This is a genomic window from Synergistaceae bacterium (assembly GCA_017444345.1).
In the GTDB taxonomy this organism is placed as follows: domain Bacteria; phylum Synergistota; class Synergistia; order Synergistales; family Aminobacteriaceae; genus JAFUXM01.
In genome coordinates, this window is record JAFSWW010000046.1 from 14,478 (window position 1) to 30,659 (window position 16,182).

The window sequence follows — 16,182 nt, forward strand, 5'->3', positions numbered from 1 at the left end:
AAGATTATGCCATTCGTAAAAGTCTACGAGCTAAACGGGGACCGGGCCGGAGAAATGGAACTCTCAGAGAAAGTATTTAATCAATCAGTTAATATGAGTGCGATACATCAAGTAGTAACCGCTCATTTAGCAAATTGCAGACAGGGAACGCACAACACACTCACGCGCGGCGATGTCTCAGGAGGCGGCAAAAAGCCATGGAGGCAGAAGCACACGGGCCGAGCTCGTCAAGGTTCTACACGTTCACCGATATGGACGCACGGGGGAGTAGCACACGGTCCGCACCCTAGGAAATATACGCAGAAAGTTAATAAAAAAGTTCGTCAGCTTGCATTGAGAAGTGTATTATCAGACAAGGTGCGTGAAGAATTAGCGGCGGTTGTAAAAGGTTTTGAGACGATAGAGAAGCCCAGTACAAAGACGATAAAAGCATTATTCAGCGCGCTGGGATTTGGCAAGACGTTAATAATTTACAGCTCGAATGCATTAAACGTAACGCGTTCAGTCCGAAATTTATCCGGGGCAAAGTGCATAAACGTATCAAGCATAAATGTATATGATATTCTCAACGCAAAGAATTTGATATTAACGCCTGAAGTCGTAGCGAAAATTGAGGAGGTCTATAACGCATGAATTTAACAGCTCACGATATAATAATCAGGCCGGTAATCACGGAGAAATCGAGCGCATTAATGGGCTTGAATAAATATACATTTGAGGTACACAAGAGCGCGAGTAAAATTCAGGTACGCAAGGCCGTTGAAGAAGTCTTTAAAGTCCAAGTAGCCGGAGTAAATACAATGAATGTGAAGGGCAAATTACGCCGCAGGGGACTGACAAAGGGATATACGCGTTCATGGAAAAAGGCAATAGTTGCGCTTAAGCCGGGCCAGAGTATAGAATTTTTCGAGGGTGCCTCGATTTAGTTTACAGGAGATTTAGAGATGTCGATAAAACAATTTAAGCCGTATACGCCCGGGCGCAGGCAAATGACGATACAGGGGCGCGAAGATATTACGGCGGACAAGCCGGAACGCTCATTAATAGTGCATTTACGCAAGCACGGAGGCCGCAATAACACCGGAAGAATAACAATGCGTCATATCGGGGGCGGACATCGCAGAGCATACCGGATAATAGATTTCAAGCGTGATAAATTAGGCATACCCGGACGAGTAGCAACGATTGAATATGACCCTAACAGGAACGCCCGAATAGCTTTAATTAATTACGTTGACGGAGAAAAGCGTTATATAATTTTGCCGAAGGGTTTAAACGTGGGCGATATGATTTATTCAGGCCCAGAGAGCGATATTACACCCGGCAATGCTTTAAAGCTGAAGGATATTCCGGTTGGAACGTTTATTCATAATATAGAATTACAACCGGGCGGCGGAGCTAAATTAGTACGTTCAGCGGGTACGAGCGCGCAATTAATGTCCAAAGAGGGCAAATACGCATATATCAGAATGCCGAGCAATGAATTAAGATTGATTTTGCTTGAATGTATGGCCACAGTCGGACAAGTCGGCAATGAAGACTATGATAATATTTCGCTCGGAAAAGCAGGTAAAACGCGCTGGAGAGGTCGCCGGCCTGTAGTTCGTGGTATGGTAATGAACCCTGTAGATCACCCTATGGGTGGCGGTGAAGGTAAGAGCAAATCCAACAAGCACCCAGTCTCACCATGGGGAACACCTGCAAAAGGTTACAAGACAAGAAAACGCAAGCCTTCAGATAAGTTAATAGTCCGCAGGCGTTATGATAAGTAAAAGGAGCTGAAGATAAATGCGCTCAACAAAGAAGGGGCCTTTTGTCGAACAAAGGCTCTTAGACAGAATAGAAGCAATGAACGTATCAGGCAGCAAGAAAGTTATTAAAACTTGGTCAAGACGTTCAACAGTAGTGCCTCAAATGATAGGTCATACAATCGCAGTGCATAACGGAAAAATGCATTTGCCCGTATATATCAGTGAGAACATGGTAGGGCACAAGCTCGGCGAGTTCGCACCAACGCGCAGATTTGGACATCACGCCGGACAGGACAAGAAGAAATAAACGGGAGGAAATTTTTAGATGGCAGATAAGAAAATAGCCGCAGCAATGACTAAGAACGCCAGAATAAGCCCGTATAAAGTCCGTCAAGTGTTAGAGCTTATACGCGGAAAGAGTGCAGCAAAAGCCGTTGTTATGTTGAAATTCAGCGACAAACGAGCAGCCGGCATAATATTAAAAGTTTTAAATAGTGCAATGGCCAACGCTGAACACAATTACGGCATGGACTTAGATAAATTATTTGTCTGTGAGGCATATGCGAATCAGGGCGCAATGATGAAGAGTTTCAGGCCCGTATCAATGGGACGCGCTCATCCGTATGTGCATAAGACATCGCATGTAGTCATCAAGCTCGGCGAGCGTAATTAGTAGGAGGAAATTTTTTAAATGGGACAGAAAGTTCACCCAGTAGGTTATCGTCTAGGAGTTTCTAGTGAATTCCAATCAAGATGGTACGCCGATAAAAAAAGTTACGCGAAAAAGTTACACGAGGATTTAAAGCTGCGTAAATATATATTGAAGAAATGGGAAGGCGCAGGAATTTCACGCATAGAAATAGAACGCGTCGGCCCTGTTGTAAGATTTACGATTCATACAGCGCGCCCCGGTGTAGTAATCGGCAAGGGCGGGAACGAGATTCAGAATATCAAGAACGAATTGCAGGCTATAACAGGCGGCAAAGTAATGGTAAACGTTCACGAGATAAAGAATCCCGACGTAGAAGCCCAGTTAGTAGCAGAGGGAATAGCAAGCTCATTAGAACGCCGAGTATCATTCAGACGAGCAATGAAGCAGGCAATTTTTAGAGCTACCAAAGCCGGAGTTAAAGGCATTAAAGCACAAGTTGCAGGACGTTTAGGCGGAGCAGAAATCGCGCGCACAGAATGGTACAACGAGGGGCAATTGCCATTATCGACGATAAGAGCAGATATAGATTACGGATTTGCAGAGGCTGTTACAATGTACGGCGTAATCGGTTGTAAAGTCTGGATTTATCGCGACAGACAAAACGAGAAAGCCCAAGCACCGGCACGCCCGGCACGCAACAGGCCAGCAAACAAGGGGGCATAAATAAATGTTAATGCCTAGCCGCGTGAAATATCGCAAATCGCACAGATCTCCATTAAGGGGAATATCTAAAGGCGGGACAAAAGTAGATTTCGGGGATTATGGAATTCAGGCACTCGAAAACGTTTGGCTGTCAGCTAGACAAATTGAGGCGGCAAGAATAGCAATATCCCGTAAAATGAAGAAGGGCGGCAAAATCTGGATACGCGTATTTCCTGATAGGCCCTACACAAAGAAGCCTTTGGAGACTCGTATGGGTAAAGGTAAGGGCGCGCCTGAATACTGGGTAGCCGCAGTTAAGAGAGGCCGTGTATTATTTGAATTTTCCGGAATTCCTGAGGACGTAGCACAACAAGCCTTCAGGACAGCAAGCCATAAATTACCGGTGAAAGTTCGCATGGTTGTACGCAGCGGAGGGAGTGAATAAGCCTGATGGACGCAAACGTAAAGCCTGAGAAGCTCAGAGAATTAACGAGTGAAGAAATCTCCGGCAAAATTAAAGAGTATAAGACAGAATTATTTAATCTGCGTTTTCAGAATGCCGTCGGGCACTTGAAGAATACGAGCAGAATTCGAGAAGCCAAGAAGACTATAGCAAGACTTATGACAGTATTATCTGAGAAAGCAGCAGTTGAAAGGGGAGCGGCAGAGAATGCCTAGTAAAGTTCGCACGGGTATAGTCGTGAGCAACAAAATGGACAAAACTATAGTCGTCCGAGTTGAACGCATGGCCGAACACCCGTTATATGGCAAGAGAATTAAACGCGCAAAAAAATATATAGCTCATGACGCAGAGAATAAATGCGCTATGGGTGATGAAGTCAGAATCAGAGAGACAAGACCCCTAAGCAAAACTAAACGCCGGGAGTTACTTGAGATTACCAGACAAGCGCCCGTATTTGGAACTGACGCGGAAATAATTTCAGAAGGAGTTCAGGAGGGTTAAACATGATACAGTTGACAACAGTCTTGAATGTAGCTGATAATTCCGGCGCGAGGAAATTATTTTGTATTCAAGTAATGGGCGGCAGTAAAAGGCGTTACGGGACAATAGGCGATGTAATAGTCGCTTCAGTCCGTGAGGCAATACCGAATAGCAATATAGCAAAGGGCAGTGTCGTTAAAGCTGTTATAGTTCGTACGAAAAAAGAAATCAGGCGTAAAGACGGCACTTATGTAAGATTTGACGACAACGCAGCAGTATTAATTGACGCAAACGGAGAACCGCGCGGAACTCGTATATTTGGGCCGGTCGGTCGTGAACTCAGAGCGAAAAAATACATGCGGATATTGTCGCTTGCTCCTGAAGTAGTGTAATAGAAGGGGTAAAATCATGACAGTAAGATTAAAGAAAAATGACCGGGTCAAAGTAATATCCGGCAAAGATAAGGGCAAAGAAGGCAAGATTATACGCAGAATTCCCGAACGTGATTTAATAGTAGTAGAGGGCGTTAATATGGTCTCTCGTCATGTAAGGGCAACTCAGACAAACCCTCAGAGCGGCATAATTAAGCAGGAAGCGCCGATTTATGCGTGTAAGACAATGCTTGTATGTCCGCAATGCGGCAAGGCTACGAGGGTCGGAACTAGTTTTCTTGAGAGCGGCAAAAAAGTCCGTGTCTGCAAGAAGTGCGGCGAAATAATTGACAGGGGAGGGCTTTAATCTATGGCAATCACACCTAGAATTCAGGAAAAATACAAGAATGAAGTAGCCCCGGCATTATTGCGTGAATTCGGCTATAAAAATGTAATGCAGCTGCCCAAACTTGAAAAAATTGTAGTAAATATCGGTGTCGGAGATGCCAAGCTCGATATTAAATTCATGGACGCGGCAATAAATGAATTACGCGCTATTACTGGTCAAGCTCCGTTATTAAAGCGTGCAAAGAAGTCAATCGCGGGCTTCAAAGTTCGTCAAAATATGCCCGTAGCCTGTGCAGTTACTTTGAGGGGCGCGAAAATGTGGGAATTTCTTGACAGATTAGTATCTCTTGCACTTCCTGCGATAAAAGATTTTCAGGGCATAACTCGCAAAGGTTTTGACGGGCGCGGAAATTATAATTTAGGCTTGAGAGAACAGTTAATATTCCCTGAGATAAGTTATGACAAAGTAATTCGCTCACGAGGTATGAATATTTCATTAGTAACGAGCGCGAAAACTGACGAGGAAGCATTTGCACTGTTAAAGGGCTTAGGACTTCCATTTAGGACAGGCAGGGAGGCTTAATAATGGCACGTAAGGCACTAAAGAATAAAGCAATGCAGACGCCGAAGTTCAGCACAAGGAAATATAATCGGTGCCCGTTATGCGGGAGAATTCACGGTTATATCAGAATGTTTGACATGTGCAGATGCTGCTTTAGGAAGATGGCGCGTGAGGGAGTATTCCCCGGCGTTGTTAAATCCAGTTGGTAATTTGGAAGGGGTTAAATTTAAATGTACGTTAATGACCCTGTTGCAGACATGCTCACGAGAATAAGAAACGCAAATATGATTTATGCAGAAAGTGTTGATATTCCGTCGAGTAAAATGAAATTAGCTCTAGCAAGAATTCTTAAAGATGAGGGCTATATACGCAATTTTAGAATGATAACGGATCCTGCGAAACCATACGCAGAAATCAGGATTTATTTATCATATGGGAACGGCAAAGAGAGAGTTATTCAGGGACTTAGACGCATAAGCAAGCCCGGCCGCAGAATTTACGTTGGACGCGATAAATTACCGGTTGTAATGGGCGGTTTAGGTTTAGCAATTCTCTCAACGTCAAAAGGTTTGAAGACCGGAACAGAAGCAAATAAACTCGGTCTCGGCGGAGAAGTTCTCTGCTATGTCTGGTAAGGAGGAAGAATAAATAATGTCTCGTATCGGACGCAAAGCAGTTGAAATCGCAAAAGGTGCAAGCGTTGAACTCAAGGGCAATGATATTATCGTGAAAGGCCCTAAAGGTGAATTACACGCGAAATTAATGCCCGGTATAAATTTAGAAATTGACGCAGGTCTTGTGAAAGTCTCTCGCTCCAATGAAGAGAAGCAGACAAGAGCATGGCACGGAATGACAAGAGCATTAATAGCGAACATGATAACAGGTGTAACAGCTGGATTTTCCAAAACTCTTGAAATCGTCGGAGTAGGTTGGAGAGCAGCATTACAGGGCAAAAAGTTAGTAATGAATTTAGGCTATTCACACCCGATAGAGTTCACGCTGCCTGAAGGTATAGAAATAGTTGTAGAGAACCCGATAAAATTTCACGTTAAAGGCATTGATAAAGAATTAGTCGGGCAGACCTGCGCATTGATTAAGGAATTCAGGCCGCCTGAGCCTTATCACGGAAAGGGTATCAAATTCGAGAATGAATACATTATCCGCAAGGCCGGAAAGACTGGAGCAAAGTAAACCATGAAGAAGAGAAGCAGAAACGATATGCGCGTAATAAGGCATGAGAGATTACGCAAGACTCTTTCAGGCACAGCAGAAAAGCCCCGGCTTTGTTTGTTCAGGAGCTTGAAAAATATTTATGTGCAAGTCATAGACGATGACAAAGGCCATACGCTTGTGAGTGCGTCAACTCTTGAGAAAGCATTACAGCCGGAACTCAAAGGGGGCTGCAATATCGCCGCGGCAAAAGTCATCGGGAAGACTATAGCGGAACGTGCAAAGGCGAAAGGCATTACTTCTGTAGTATTCGACAGGGGCGGCCATGCCTATCACGGAAAGATTCAGGCTGTAGCAGATTCAGCCCGTGAAGGAGGCTTAATATTCTAATGCCCAGAAGAGAATTAGAAGTAGAGTTACAAGAAAGAGTTGTAGCGATTAATCGTGTCAGCAAAGTCGTTAAAGGCGGTAAGAGATTTAGATTTGCCGTTCTCGTTGTAGTCGGTGATGGAGCTAATCAAGTCGGTACAGGTATCGGCAAAGCAAAAGAAATCGCCGAGGCAGTCAGAAAAGGTATCGAGAAAGCAAAGAAAAATTTAGTCTCAGTAAAGCATGACGGCGACACAATCCCGCACCCTGTAGTCGGTGAGTTCGGAGCAGCTAGAGTATTACTCAAGCCATCACCCGCAGGAACTGGAGTTATAGCAGGCGGTGTAGTTCGTGCAATTATGGAACTTGGCGGCGTTAAAGATGTCGTTACAAAAGTTACGGGCCGGACTTCAAACGCTATAAACGTAGCACATGCAACACTTGAGGCTATAAAGATAACTCGTACATCGGACGAAATTATGAAGCTAAGGGGACTGGCCGGAGAAGTCGACACGGAAGAGTCAGCACCTGAAGAAGCTATAATCGGGGAGTAGTGAACATCATGGCCAAAATTAAAGCAAAATGGATCAAGAGCACTATTAGTTTTCCCGAAAGACAGAAGCGCACAATAAAAGCACTCGGATTTAAGAAATTAAATTCACAGGTCGAACACGATGACACGCCTCAAATTCGGGGAATGCTTGAACATGTGCGGCACCTAGTAAAATGGGAGGTGCAAGAATAAGAATGATTACATTAAATGATTTGCACCCTGCGAAGGGAAGCACTCATAAATCAAAGCGTCTCGGTCAAGGTATAGGCAGCGGGAACGGTAAGACTTCAGGCAAAGGCAACAAGGGCGACAAGTCCAGAACCGGCGGCGGAGTTAAACCGGGATTTGAAGGCGGACAAATGCCTTTAACTCGTAGGACACCTAAGCGCGGATTTAATAATTACAGGTTCGCTAAAATTTACCAGACTGTGAATCTTGACGTGCTTGAGAAAAAATTTGATTCAGGTTCAGAAATAGATTTTGAAGTTCTCTATAAAGCCGGAATAATCAAGAAAAAATTACCCGTGAAAATTCTTGCAAATGGTGAGCTTACAAAGTCATTCAAGATAAAAGCCGCCGCATTTAGTGCAAGTGCCGCAAAGAAAATTGAGGCAGCCGGCGGATCTCATGAGGTAGCGTAATATGTTCGGGTCGCTTGGAGATATTTTCAGGTTACCCGACCTGAAACGCAGAATATTTTTCACGCTGGGAATATTATTTATTTTCCGTTTAGGGGCATATATTCCCAGTCCCGGCGTTGATCGTGCTGCAATGGCTAGTTTATTTAGCACAGGCGGCGGAGTTATGGATTTCTTGAATTTATTTTCTGGCGGTGCACTTTCTCGATTTGGTATATTCTCGCTGGGTGTTGCGCCTTATATTAATTCAAGTATCGTAATGCAATTATTAGTCGTAATATTTCCTGCTCTTGAGAAAATCCAGAAAGATTCAACCGACGGGCATAAAAAAATAGTTCAGTGGACTAGATACGGGGCTGTGTTATTTGCTCTCGTTCAAGCAATCGGAATGACTGCATGGCTAAGAGGTTTAGGAATAATGCAGGGCGGAGCGTTTGAATGGATTTTAGTAGTAATAACTCTTGTAGCCGGTTCAATGGCTGTAATGTGGCTCGGTGAAGAATTGACGGATCACGGAATAGGCAACGGAATATCACTCTTAATTTTTGCCGGTATAGTTGCCCGAATTCCTGAAGCAATTTTGCAGACTTGGAGCATGGTAAGATTAGGCTCATTAAGTTTAATAGCTTTATTAATCGGTCTTGTCTTAATGGTAATAGTCGTTGCAGGCTGTATATTATTGCAGGAAGGCCAGAGAAGACTCCCCGTTCAGTACGCAAAAAGGGTTGTAGGCAATAAAATTTACGGCGGTCAAAGTACATTTATTCCGTTAAAAGTCAATCAATCCGGAGTTATTCCGATAATTTTTGCTAGCTCGTTATTAATATTCCCGTATACTATCGCAAATTATTTCAGTGATAGCAGCGTCGGAAGATTTATAAGCGGCTTATTTGCCCCGAACAGCGTATTTTATATTTTGTGCTACGTCGCATTGATTATATTTTTCTCATATTTCTATACGGCCGTAGTCTTTAACCCGACTGATATAGCAAATAACATGAAGAAATACGGCGGTTTTATACTGGGAATTCGCCCCGGTCAGCCTACTTCAGATTATATTACTCGTGTAATGGAGCGAATCACACTCGGCGGCGCGGTATTTCTTGCAATTATCGCATTAATTCCGAATGTGATGTCAAGCGTATTAAATATAAATAGTTTCTATTTCGGGGGGACGGCAGTATTAATTGTCGTAGGTGTTGCGATGGATACGATTAATCAAATCGAGGCACAATTACTAATGCGGCATTATGACGGAATATTAAAGAAGTCCGGCGGAAGTCGCAAAGGTCTTCTAAGGGGTTAATCATGAGACTTGTATTATTAGGTGCGCCTGGGGCTGGGAAGGGTACTCAGGCCGCACTCTTGAAACTGGAACATAAACTAGCTCATATTTCGACCGGAGATATTTTCAGGCATAATTTAAAGAATAATACTCCGCTTGGAATTGAAGCAAAAAAATTTATGGACGCTGGGCAGTTAGTCCCTGATGAGCTTGTTAATAACATGGTAGCTGATACTTTGAAGGATTTGGCTGACGGCTTTATGCTTGACGGCTTCCCAAGAACTATAGCGCAGGCAAAATTTCTTGATACTGTAACGAAAATTGACGGCGTTATTTTGTTTGTTGTGTCAGATCAGGAAATTATAAAGCGTCTCACAAGCCGGGGAGTTTGCAGAGATTGCGGACAAGTTACGAATATTAACGAGCATAAAAATTGTCCCTCATGCAACGGCGAGCTTTACGTCAGAGATGATGATAACGAGGCAGTTATTAAGAGTCGTCTTAAAGTCTTTCACGAACAGACAGAGCCGTTAATTGAGTTTTACAGGGATAAGGGCTTATTGTTTGAAGTCAATGCAACGGGGACACCTGATGAAATTTTTTCGCGTGTTCAGAAAGTTTTGCGAGATGATAAAGATTAAGCGTCCCGAAGAAATAGAATTAATGCGAGTTGCCGGACGAGTTACAGCCGAAGTGCTTGACATAATGCGCGAGTCAATAAAGCCCGGAATTTCAACGGGAGAACTTGACAGGCTCGCCGAGGAGCATATAAGGCGCAATAACGGCATTCCCGCATTCAAGAATTACAGACCGGCGGCAAATATGACTCCTTTTCCGGGGACTATATGCGCTTCAATAAATGAAGAAGTTGTACACGGGATTCCTGATTTTAATAGAATCTTGCAGGAAGGCGATATTATCAGCATTGACGTGGGAGCATATGTAAACGGCTGGTGCGGTGATGCGGCCTGCACATTCCCGGTCGGAAATATAAGCGGGTCCCGGAAAAAATTGCTTGAAGTTACGCAGGAATCTTTAAACAGGGCGATAAAAGCAGCTTTATCCGGAAATACTTTAGGCGATATAGGGCACTCAATAGAAAGTTTTGTAAAGCCGCTCGGTTATGGAATAGTTCGCGATTACACGGGGCACGGTATAGGCAAAAAAATGCATGAAGCCCCTCAAATCCCGAATTACGGCGACGCTGGGCAGGGTTTAACTCTTCAGACTGGTATGACCATAGCAATCGAACCGATGATCATGTCAGGCTTAGAAGATGTAAAAGTAGGCTCTAACGGCTGGACAGTCTCAACAGTAGACGGTTCTGACGCGGCACATTTTGAACGCTCAATAGCGATTCTCGACGATGGGCCGGAGATTTTGACGAAATGGGGAATGTAAATAAATGGCTTCCGGCAAAGAGGACGTAATGGAAATTAAGGGCGTAATATCGGAACCGCTGCCAAATGCTATGTTTAGAGTCGAGCTTGAAAACGGTCATAGAGTTCTAGCTCACGTCAGCGGCAAAATGAGAATGCACTTTATCAGAATTTTACCCGGTGATAAAGTTCTCGTCGAAATATCCCCCTATGATTTAACGAGGGGCAGAATAATTTATCGTTATAAATAAATTCGGAGGTTATAAATCATGAAAGTAGGGCCTTCAGTTAAGCCTATTTGTGAATTTTGCAGAGTAATCCGCCGTCATGGAGTCGTGCGTGTAATCTGTTCGCGCAATCCAAGACACAAGCAGAGACAAGGTGTCAGGAGGTAATAAATAAATGGCACGTATAGCAGGTGTAGATTTACCCAGAGAAAAACGGGTAGAAATCGGATTAACTTATATTTTTGGGATCGGTCTCAAGACTTCCCAGAAAATTTTAGCGGCAACAGGCGTAAATCCTGATGTCAGAGTTAAAGACTTAGACGAGGCAGATACGCAGAAATTACGCCGTGAAATAGAAGATAATTACCAGGTCGAGGGCGATTTAAGGCGCGAAATTTCCATGAACATTAAACGCCTGATTGATATAGGTTGTTACAGGGGGACGCGTCATCGTTTAGGTCTGCCGGTAAGAGGCCAGCGCACTAAGACTAATGCAAGAACCCGCAAAGGTCCGAGAAGAACTGTTGCAAATAAGAAAGTTGCGACGAAATAACGTCAGGAGGTAAACAAACTTGGCAAAGAGAACAAGTCAGGCTCGTAAAGGCAAAAGACGCGAGAAGAAAAATATAAATTACGGAGTAGCGCACATTTACTCGACATTCAATAATACAATTATGTGTATTAGCGACAGGGGCGGAAATATTATCACTTGGGCAAGCGGCGGCAATGTCGGCTTCAAAGGCACAAGGAAATCTACACCGTTCGCGGCTCAGATAGCAGCACAGCAGTTCGCAAAGGGTGCGCAGGATCAGGGAGTTCAAGAAATTGACGTAATCGTAAAAGGACCCGGTCCGGGCAGAGAAAGCGCAATCAGATCTCTTCAAGCTGCGGGACTTCAGGTTAATTTAATCAAAGACGCGACTCCCATTCCCCATAATGGCTGCAGACCTCCTAAGAGAAGGCGTGTTTAATATATGGAGAGTAATAATAGATTTAAAATTTTTATCGATGAAACTAAAGGCAATTACGGGCGTTTATTCATTGAGCCGTTAGAACGCGGTTACGGTGATACTCTCGGAAATGCTTTAAGGCGGCTTTTGTTGTCGTCAATTAAGGGCGCGGCTGTTACTGCTGTGAGAATTGACGGCGTTTTGCATGAGTTCAGCACTATTAAAGGAGTTCGCGAGGACGTTATAGAAATCTTAATGAATCTCAAGCATGTTCCCATAAGAGCTAAGCACGATTTACCGCCTTCAGAATATAAAATTTTGACGCTGGACTCGAAAGATTTGCCCGATGACTTTTTCACGCGCGAAAATAACCCCGGAGTTCTCACTGTTAAAGATTTATCATGGGATAATGATTTCGAGTTCGTTGACGATCCTGCAAATAAGAATAACGGCGTTATATGCACTCTTGAACCGGGAGCGGATTTATTGCTTGAAATTTATGTAGAACAGGGAGTCGGCTATTTGTCCGCTGAACGTGAACGCCCCGCACAGCCTCCTTTGCCGCTTGATGCAATGTTGGCCGACGCAATTTTTTCACCGGTTACACGCGTTAATTATGAAATCGAGCCAGCCCGAGTCGGTCAAAGTATTGACTATGAAAGATTGATTCTTGAAGTCTGGACTAACGGCACAATTTCACCGCAGGAAGCAGTCGAGCAGGCCGCAAAAATCGCAGAAAGTTACTTCAAAGAAATTGCCGAGAACGTTGCAAATGCTATAAAGAATACAACGGAGCCCGAACCTCCTACTCCTGATAATCCTGATGGAGATGGCGGCGGCAATCCAACACCAGAGCCCGAACCTGATGACAAAGATAAATTACCTGAAATTTTCTCACATCCTATTCATGAGCTTGAATTAAGTATCAGGAGTGAAAATTGTCTACTTCGCGGCGGCATGAACACAATCGGCGATTTAATTATGAAGTCGCGTGATGACCTGCTTAAGATTCGCAATCTCGGCAGAAAATCTTTAACCGAAATCGAGGAAAAAATTGCCTCACTGGGATTTAATCTCGCTCCCAGCAAGCCCGGCGCAAATCCTGAAGGCGAAAATACAGACTCAGCAGCTTCTGAGGTAGAATCAGATTCTAAATCAGAATTAGAAGCAATATTTGAATCTGATACAGAATCAGAGCAGGCACCGGAAAAAGAATCAAAGCCTAAAGCAGCCAAATCTAAATCAAAATCTAAGGCCAAAGCTAAATCTGAGCCAGAACCGGAAATAAAGCCCGAATCAGAGCCGGAATCAGAATCAGAGTCAGAACCTGAAGCTAAACCTAAGAAAAAACGTACTACAAAGAAATCTAAGGAGGTGCAGTAATAATTGAGACATCATGTAGATCACAGGACACTTGGCCGTTATGGCAGTCATAGAAAACTCATGCTTGGCAACATGGCAGCGAGCTTATTTCTTAACGGTCAAATCACTACGACTGTAACAAGAGCTAAAGAATTACGCCGTGTCGCAGAAAAATTAATCACCCGTGCAAGAGGCGGCAGCGTTCATGATATACGCGTAGTTTTCTCGAAAATGCCTCACAAACAGGCAGCAACGAAATTATTTCAGGAAATCGCCCCGAAATATAAAACTTTTGACAAGGGCGGTTATACTCGAATCGTAAAATTAGGTGCCCGCAAAGGCGACGGGTCTCCTATGGCAGTAATTGAACTTGTCGAACGCACAGAAGAACAGAAATAATCCGTTAATACAAGTGCGCTCGCTCTCGTTTAAATATGACGCAAAATCGGGACGTGCCCTAAAAGCCGTCTCGTTTTTTGTGAACTATGGCGAAAGAATTGCTATACTCGGCAATAACGGCTCAGGGAAGTCTACTCTTGCTAGAATCTTGGCCGGTTTAATTGACGATTACGAGGGCGAATTTGTTATTAACGAAAATATTAATGTCGGCATAGTCTTTCAAGATCCCGAAAATCAAATAATAGCCTCAACTGTTGAGAATGACGCGGCATTTGCTCCGGAAAATCAGGGCTTACCACCGAGCGAGATTCAATTTAGAGTTGACGAGGCTTTAAAGCGCGTGAAATTGTCTCACAAGAAAAATTTTAACGTGAATTCTTTATCAGGAGGCGAGAAACAAAGACTCTCACTTGCCGGCGTGTTAGCTGCTAAGATTGATTGCTTGATTCTCGATGAGCCGGACTCAATGCTTGACCCTGAAGGACGGCGCGATCTTGAAAATATTTTGTGCGAACTCCATCAAAGCGGCATGACTATTATACAAATTTCGCATAATTTCGAGAGCTTGAATGACTTTCAGAGAGTTATAATTTTATCTGAAGGCGTTATTAAGTGGCAGGGCAGCCCTGAAAATTTCACGAGTCATTCTAAAGAATTAGGCTTTGACGATGATTATTATTATAATTTGCCGGTTAAGAAATTAATAAATCACTCAAGCATTAACGAGTTCGCTATAAAAAATTTGTCATTCAATTATGAAACAGGCCCGAATATACTTCAAAATATTAACGCGAATATCTTAAAAGGTTCGTGGCTCTCAATAATGGGCAAAACTGGCAGCGGCAAATCTACTCTTTTACAGCATTTGAACGGGTTGTATAAAGTCCAGTCGGGCGAAATTTATTTTAACGGCTCGGCAATTCCTGACAAAGGTGAGAAACTTTATAATTTGCGTCAAAGAGTCGGCTTAGTCTTTCAACATCCTGAAAAGCAATTATTTAATCCTACAGTCTATGAAGAGTTAGCATTTTCTCCCAGTAATTCAGGCTTGAGAGATAAAGATTTAGACGAGGCCATTTTTTACGGGCTTGAATGCGTTGGACTTGATAAAAATTTTCTCGCCCGCAATCCCTTGTCACTCTCAGGCGGTGAAAGGCGTTTAGTTGCGATTGCCTCTGTTCTCTCTGCTCGTCCTGAATGCATTGCACTTGATGAGCCTTTAGCCGGACTTGATAATTTTTTCAGGCGCAAAATTTTATACATGTTATGCAAATTACGTAATGAGGGGCGAACTATAATCACTATAACTCATGATATACTCATGACAGTTAATTACAGCGACAAAATTTTATTGCTAAATTCAGGCCAAGTAAAAGCGTTCGGAAATCCCGGAGAAATCCGCGAATTGATTACAAAGGAATTTGCTTAAATCATGATAAATATACATTTAGGACAATATATACCGGCTGACTCTTTTGTGCATAAATTAGACCCGCGCGCTAAATTATTCGGGCTTATATTTATTCTCACAGCAATTTTTATGACTCGTGAATATTTGAGCGTGTTATTATGGGCTGTCATGTTAATTATTATAGTGAGAGCTGCAAAAATTTCATTGAGGGTGCTTCTAAAGTCTTCACGCCCGGTATTATATCTCGTTATATTCACGTTCATATTTAATTTATTCATGAGCGAATTTACACACGCAATTTTCATGTTAGCTAGATTATTTGTGTTAATGCTTTATGCGCTATTATTGCCGATGACGACTGCGCCATTAGAATTAGCGGACGGGATTGACTCATTATTGACACCTCTTGAAAAATTTGGCTTCCCTGCTCATGAAAGTTCTATGATGATAGGGCTTGCAATGAGATTTATTCCGTTATTAGCTTATGAGACCGATAATATTATCAAAGCTCAGTTATCACGAGGTGCAAGGCTTGATCAGGGGAATTTATTTCAGCGCGTTAAATCATTCTTTCCGGTATTGATTCCCTTGTTTGTAATAATATTTCGCAGAGCCGACGAAATCGCCCTAGCAATGACCGCACGAGGTTATGACCCGCATAAATCACGAACCCGCAGAAAGCCTTTAATATGGAAATTTCAAGATAGTATTATATTAATATTTTGTGCGCTTGTGTCAGTAATATTTATTTTTGTGTAGCATGTAAAAAATTTCATGATATTATGACGTAAAAATATAATATCACAGGAGCAAATATTAATTTATGAAATACGCCGCTAAAATTAGTTATCTCGGTAAGAATTATTCAGGTTGGCAGATTCAGCCGGACTCTTTGAGCATTCAGGAAATTATTGAGGGAGTATTATTCAAGATTTCAGGTTCACGCGTAAAAATCACAGGAGCAGGCCGAACTGATAAAGGCGTTAACGCATGGGCTCAAGTTGCATCGTTTGAACTCGATAAAATTTTTATGCCCGATAAACTAAGACTCGCTATAAATTTCTATTTGCCTGAAGATATTAGAATCATGAAAATTTTTCACGTCCCTGA

At 43.0% G+C, this 16,182-nt stretch carries 31 protein-coding genes; all 31 read left to right on the forward strand.

Annotated features, from left to right (window positions below):
- Window positions 1–6: 6 nt before the first annotated feature.
- Window positions 7–633: a 50S ribosomal protein L4 gene (gene rplD, locus IJS99_02935; GenBank protein MBQ7560779.1), complete on the forward strand. Its 627-nt coding sequence runs from the start codon at window positions 7–9 to the stop codon at window positions 631–633.
- Window positions 630–926: a 50S ribosomal protein L23 gene (gene rplW, locus IJS99_02940; GenBank protein MBQ7560780.1), complete on the forward strand. Its 297-nt coding sequence runs from the start codon at window positions 630–632 to the stop codon at window positions 924–926. Before rplD ends, rplW begins: the two co-directional genes overlap by 4 nt.
- An 18-nt stretch (window positions 927–944) precedes the next feature.
- Window positions 945–1,772, forward strand: coding sequence for a 50S ribosomal protein L2 (gene rplB, locus IJS99_02945; GenBank protein ID MBQ7560781.1), 828 nt, complete (start codon window positions 945–947; stop codon window positions 1,770–1,772).
- A gap of 16 nt (window positions 1,773–1,788) precedes the next feature.
- A complete protein-coding gene (rpsS, locus tag IJS99_02950) occupies window positions 1,789–2,058 on the forward strand; it encodes a 30S ribosomal protein S19 (GenBank protein ID MBQ7560782.1) in 270 nt (89 codons plus the stop codon).
- Between the two features lie 18 nt (window positions 2,059–2,076).
- Window positions 2,077–2,424 (forward strand): 50S ribosomal protein L22, encoded by a 348-nt coding sequence (gene rplV, locus IJS99_02955; protein ID MBQ7560783.1) that lies wholly within the window; start codon window positions 2,077–2,079, stop codon window positions 2,422–2,424.
- Between the two features lie 18 nt (window positions 2,425–2,442).
- Window positions 2,443–3,126 (forward strand): 30S ribosomal protein S3, encoded by a 684-nt coding sequence (gene rpsC / locus IJS99_02960; GenBank protein MBQ7560784.1) that lies wholly within the window; start codon window positions 2,443–2,445, stop codon window positions 3,124–3,126.
- Between the two features lie 4 nt (window positions 3,127–3,130).
- Entirely contained in the window at window positions 3,131–3,550 is a 420-nt protein-coding gene (rplP, locus tag IJS99_02965) for a 50S ribosomal protein L16 (GenBank protein MBQ7560785.1), read from the forward strand.
- 5 nt (window positions 3,551–3,555) lie between these two features.
- A complete protein-coding gene (rpmC, locus tag IJS99_02970) occupies window positions 3,556–3,783 on the forward strand; it encodes a 50S ribosomal protein L29 (protein ID MBQ7560786.1) in 228 nt (75 codons plus the stop codon).
- Window positions 3,776–4,069: a 30S ribosomal protein S17 gene (gene rpsQ, locus IJS99_02975; GenBank protein MBQ7560787.1), complete on the forward strand. Its 294-nt coding sequence runs from the start codon at window positions 3,776–3,778 to the stop codon at window positions 4,067–4,069. The genes rpmC and rpsQ overlap by 8 nt, the downstream gene beginning before the upstream one ends.
- A gap of 2 nt (window positions 4,070–4,071) precedes the next feature.
- Window positions 4,072–4,440 (forward strand): 50S ribosomal protein L14, encoded by a 369-nt coding sequence (gene rplN / locus IJS99_02980; protein MBQ7560788.1) that lies wholly within the window; start codon window positions 4,072–4,074, stop codon window positions 4,438–4,440.
- 16 nt (window positions 4,441–4,456) lie between these two features.
- Window positions 4,457–4,786, forward strand: a complete 330-nt coding sequence (rplX, locus tag IJS99_02985) for a 50S ribosomal protein L24 (GenBank protein ID MBQ7560789.1) — start codon at window positions 4,457–4,459, stop codon at window positions 4,784–4,786.
- A 3-nt stretch (window positions 4,787–4,789) separates the two neighbouring features.
- Window positions 4,790–5,350, forward strand: a complete 561-nt coding sequence (gene rplE, locus IJS99_02990; protein MBQ7560790.1) for a 50S ribosomal protein L5 — start codon at window positions 4,790–4,792, stop codon at window positions 5,348–5,350.
- 2 nt (window positions 5,351–5,352) lie between these two features.
- The gene (locus tag IJS99_02995; GenBank protein ID MBQ7560791.1) at window positions 5,353–5,538 is read left to right on the forward strand and encodes a type Z 30S ribosomal protein S14; all 186 of its coding nucleotides are present in this window, start codon (window positions 5,353–5,355) and stop codon (window positions 5,536–5,538) included.
- Between the two features lie 21 nt (window positions 5,539–5,559).
- Window positions 5,560–5,964 carry a 30S ribosomal protein S8 gene (gene rpsH, locus IJS99_03000; GenBank protein MBQ7560792.1) on the forward strand — a complete coding sequence of 135 codons (405 nt, stop codon included), beginning with the start codon at window positions 5,560–5,562 and terminating at the stop codon, window positions 5,962–5,964.
- A gap of 16 nt (window positions 5,965–5,980) precedes the next feature.
- On the forward strand, window positions 5,981–6,520 hold the full coding sequence (gene rplF / locus IJS99_03005) for a 50S ribosomal protein L6 (protein ID MBQ7560793.1): 540 nt from the start codon (window positions 5,981–5,983) through the stop codon (window positions 6,518–6,520).
- A gap of 3 nt (window positions 6,521–6,523) precedes the next feature.
- Complete coding sequence (locus IJS99_03010; protein ID MBQ7560794.1) at window positions 6,524–6,889, forward strand: 50S ribosomal protein L18; 366 nt, start codon at window positions 6,524–6,526, stop codon at window positions 6,887–6,889.
- Complete coding sequence (gene rpsE, locus IJS99_03015; GenBank protein MBQ7560795.1) at window positions 6,889–7,422, forward strand: 30S ribosomal protein S5; 534 nt, start codon at window positions 6,889–6,891, stop codon at window positions 7,420–7,422. The genes IJS99_03010 and rpsE overlap by 1 nt, the downstream gene beginning before the upstream one ends.
- A gap of 8 nt (window positions 7,423–7,430) precedes the next feature.
- The gene (rpmD, locus tag IJS99_03020) at window positions 7,431–7,613 is read left to right on the forward strand and encodes a 50S ribosomal protein L30 (protein ID MBQ7560796.1); all 183 of its coding nucleotides are present in this window, start codon (window positions 7,431–7,433) and stop codon (window positions 7,611–7,613) included.
- 5 nt (window positions 7,614–7,618) lie between these two features.
- Window positions 7,619–8,062: a 50S ribosomal protein L15 gene (rplO, locus tag IJS99_03025; GenBank protein ID MBQ7560797.1), complete on the forward strand. Its 444-nt coding sequence runs from the start codon at window positions 7,619–7,621 to the stop codon at window positions 8,060–8,062.
- 1 nt (window position 8,063) lies between these two features.
- Window positions 8,064–9,365: a preprotein translocase subunit SecY gene (gene secY, locus IJS99_03030; protein MBQ7560798.1), complete on the forward strand. Its 1,302-nt coding sequence runs from the start codon at window positions 8,064–8,066 to the stop codon at window positions 9,363–9,365.
- Between the two features lie 2 nt (window positions 9,366–9,367).
- Entirely contained in the window at window positions 9,368–9,985 is a 618-nt protein-coding gene (locus tag IJS99_03035) for an adenylate kinase (GenBank protein MBQ7560799.1), read from the forward strand.
- The gene (gene map / locus IJS99_03040; GenBank protein MBQ7560800.1) at window positions 9,972–10,745 is read left to right on the forward strand and encodes a type I methionyl aminopeptidase; all 774 of its coding nucleotides are present in this window, start codon (window positions 9,972–9,974) and stop codon (window positions 10,743–10,745) included. Before IJS99_03035 ends, map begins: the two co-directional genes overlap by 14 nt.
- A 4-nt stretch (window positions 10,746–10,749) precedes the next feature.
- Window positions 10,750–10,974, forward strand: coding sequence for a translation initiation factor IF-1 (gene infA, locus IJS99_03045; GenBank protein MBQ7560801.1), 225 nt, complete (start codon window positions 10,750–10,752; stop codon window positions 10,972–10,974).
- Window positions 10,975–10,992: 18 nt separating this feature from the next.
- Complete coding sequence (gene rpmJ / locus IJS99_03050; protein MBQ7560802.1) at window positions 10,993–11,118, forward strand: 50S ribosomal protein L36; 126 nt, start codon at window positions 10,993–10,995, stop codon at window positions 11,116–11,118.
- Between the two features lie 7 nt (window positions 11,119–11,125).
- Window positions 11,126–11,503 (forward strand): 30S ribosomal protein S13, encoded by a 378-nt coding sequence (gene rpsM / locus IJS99_03055; GenBank protein ID MBQ7560803.1) that lies wholly within the window; start codon window positions 11,126–11,128, stop codon window positions 11,501–11,503.
- 19 nt (window positions 11,504–11,522) lie between these two features.
- Entirely contained in the window at window positions 11,523–11,921 is a 399-nt protein-coding gene (rpsK, locus tag IJS99_03060; GenBank protein MBQ7560804.1) for a 30S ribosomal protein S11, read from the forward strand.
- Between the two features lie 3 nt (window positions 11,922–11,924).
- Window positions 11,925–13,283: a DNA-directed RNA polymerase subunit alpha gene (locus IJS99_03065; GenBank protein ID MBQ7560805.1), complete on the forward strand. Its 1,359-nt coding sequence runs from the start codon at window positions 11,925–11,927 to the stop codon at window positions 13,281–13,283.
- 3 nt (window positions 13,284–13,286) lie between these two features.
- Window positions 13,287–13,661: a 50S ribosomal protein L17 gene (rplQ, locus tag IJS99_03070; protein ID MBQ7560806.1), complete on the forward strand. Its 375-nt coding sequence runs from the start codon at window positions 13,287–13,289 to the stop codon at window positions 13,659–13,661.
- Window positions 13,633–15,090 carry an ATP-binding cassette domain-containing protein gene (locus IJS99_03075; protein MBQ7560807.1) on the forward strand — a complete coding sequence of 486 codons (1,458 nt, stop codon included), beginning with the start codon at window positions 13,633–13,635 and terminating at the stop codon, window positions 15,088–15,090. The genes rplQ and IJS99_03075 overlap by 29 nt, the downstream gene beginning before the upstream one ends.
- 3 nt (window positions 15,091–15,093) lie before the next feature.
- The gene (locus IJS99_03080) at window positions 15,094–15,831 is read left to right on the forward strand and encodes an energy-coupling factor transporter transmembrane protein EcfT (GenBank protein ID MBQ7560808.1); all 738 of its coding nucleotides are present in this window, start codon (window positions 15,094–15,096) and stop codon (window positions 15,829–15,831) included.
- Window positions 15,832–15,895: 64 nt separating this feature from the next.
- Window positions 15,896–16,182 (forward strand): tRNA pseudouridine(38-40) synthase TruA (locus IJS99_03085; GenBank protein MBQ7560809.1); only part of this gene is annotated, 287 nt, incomplete at its 3' end.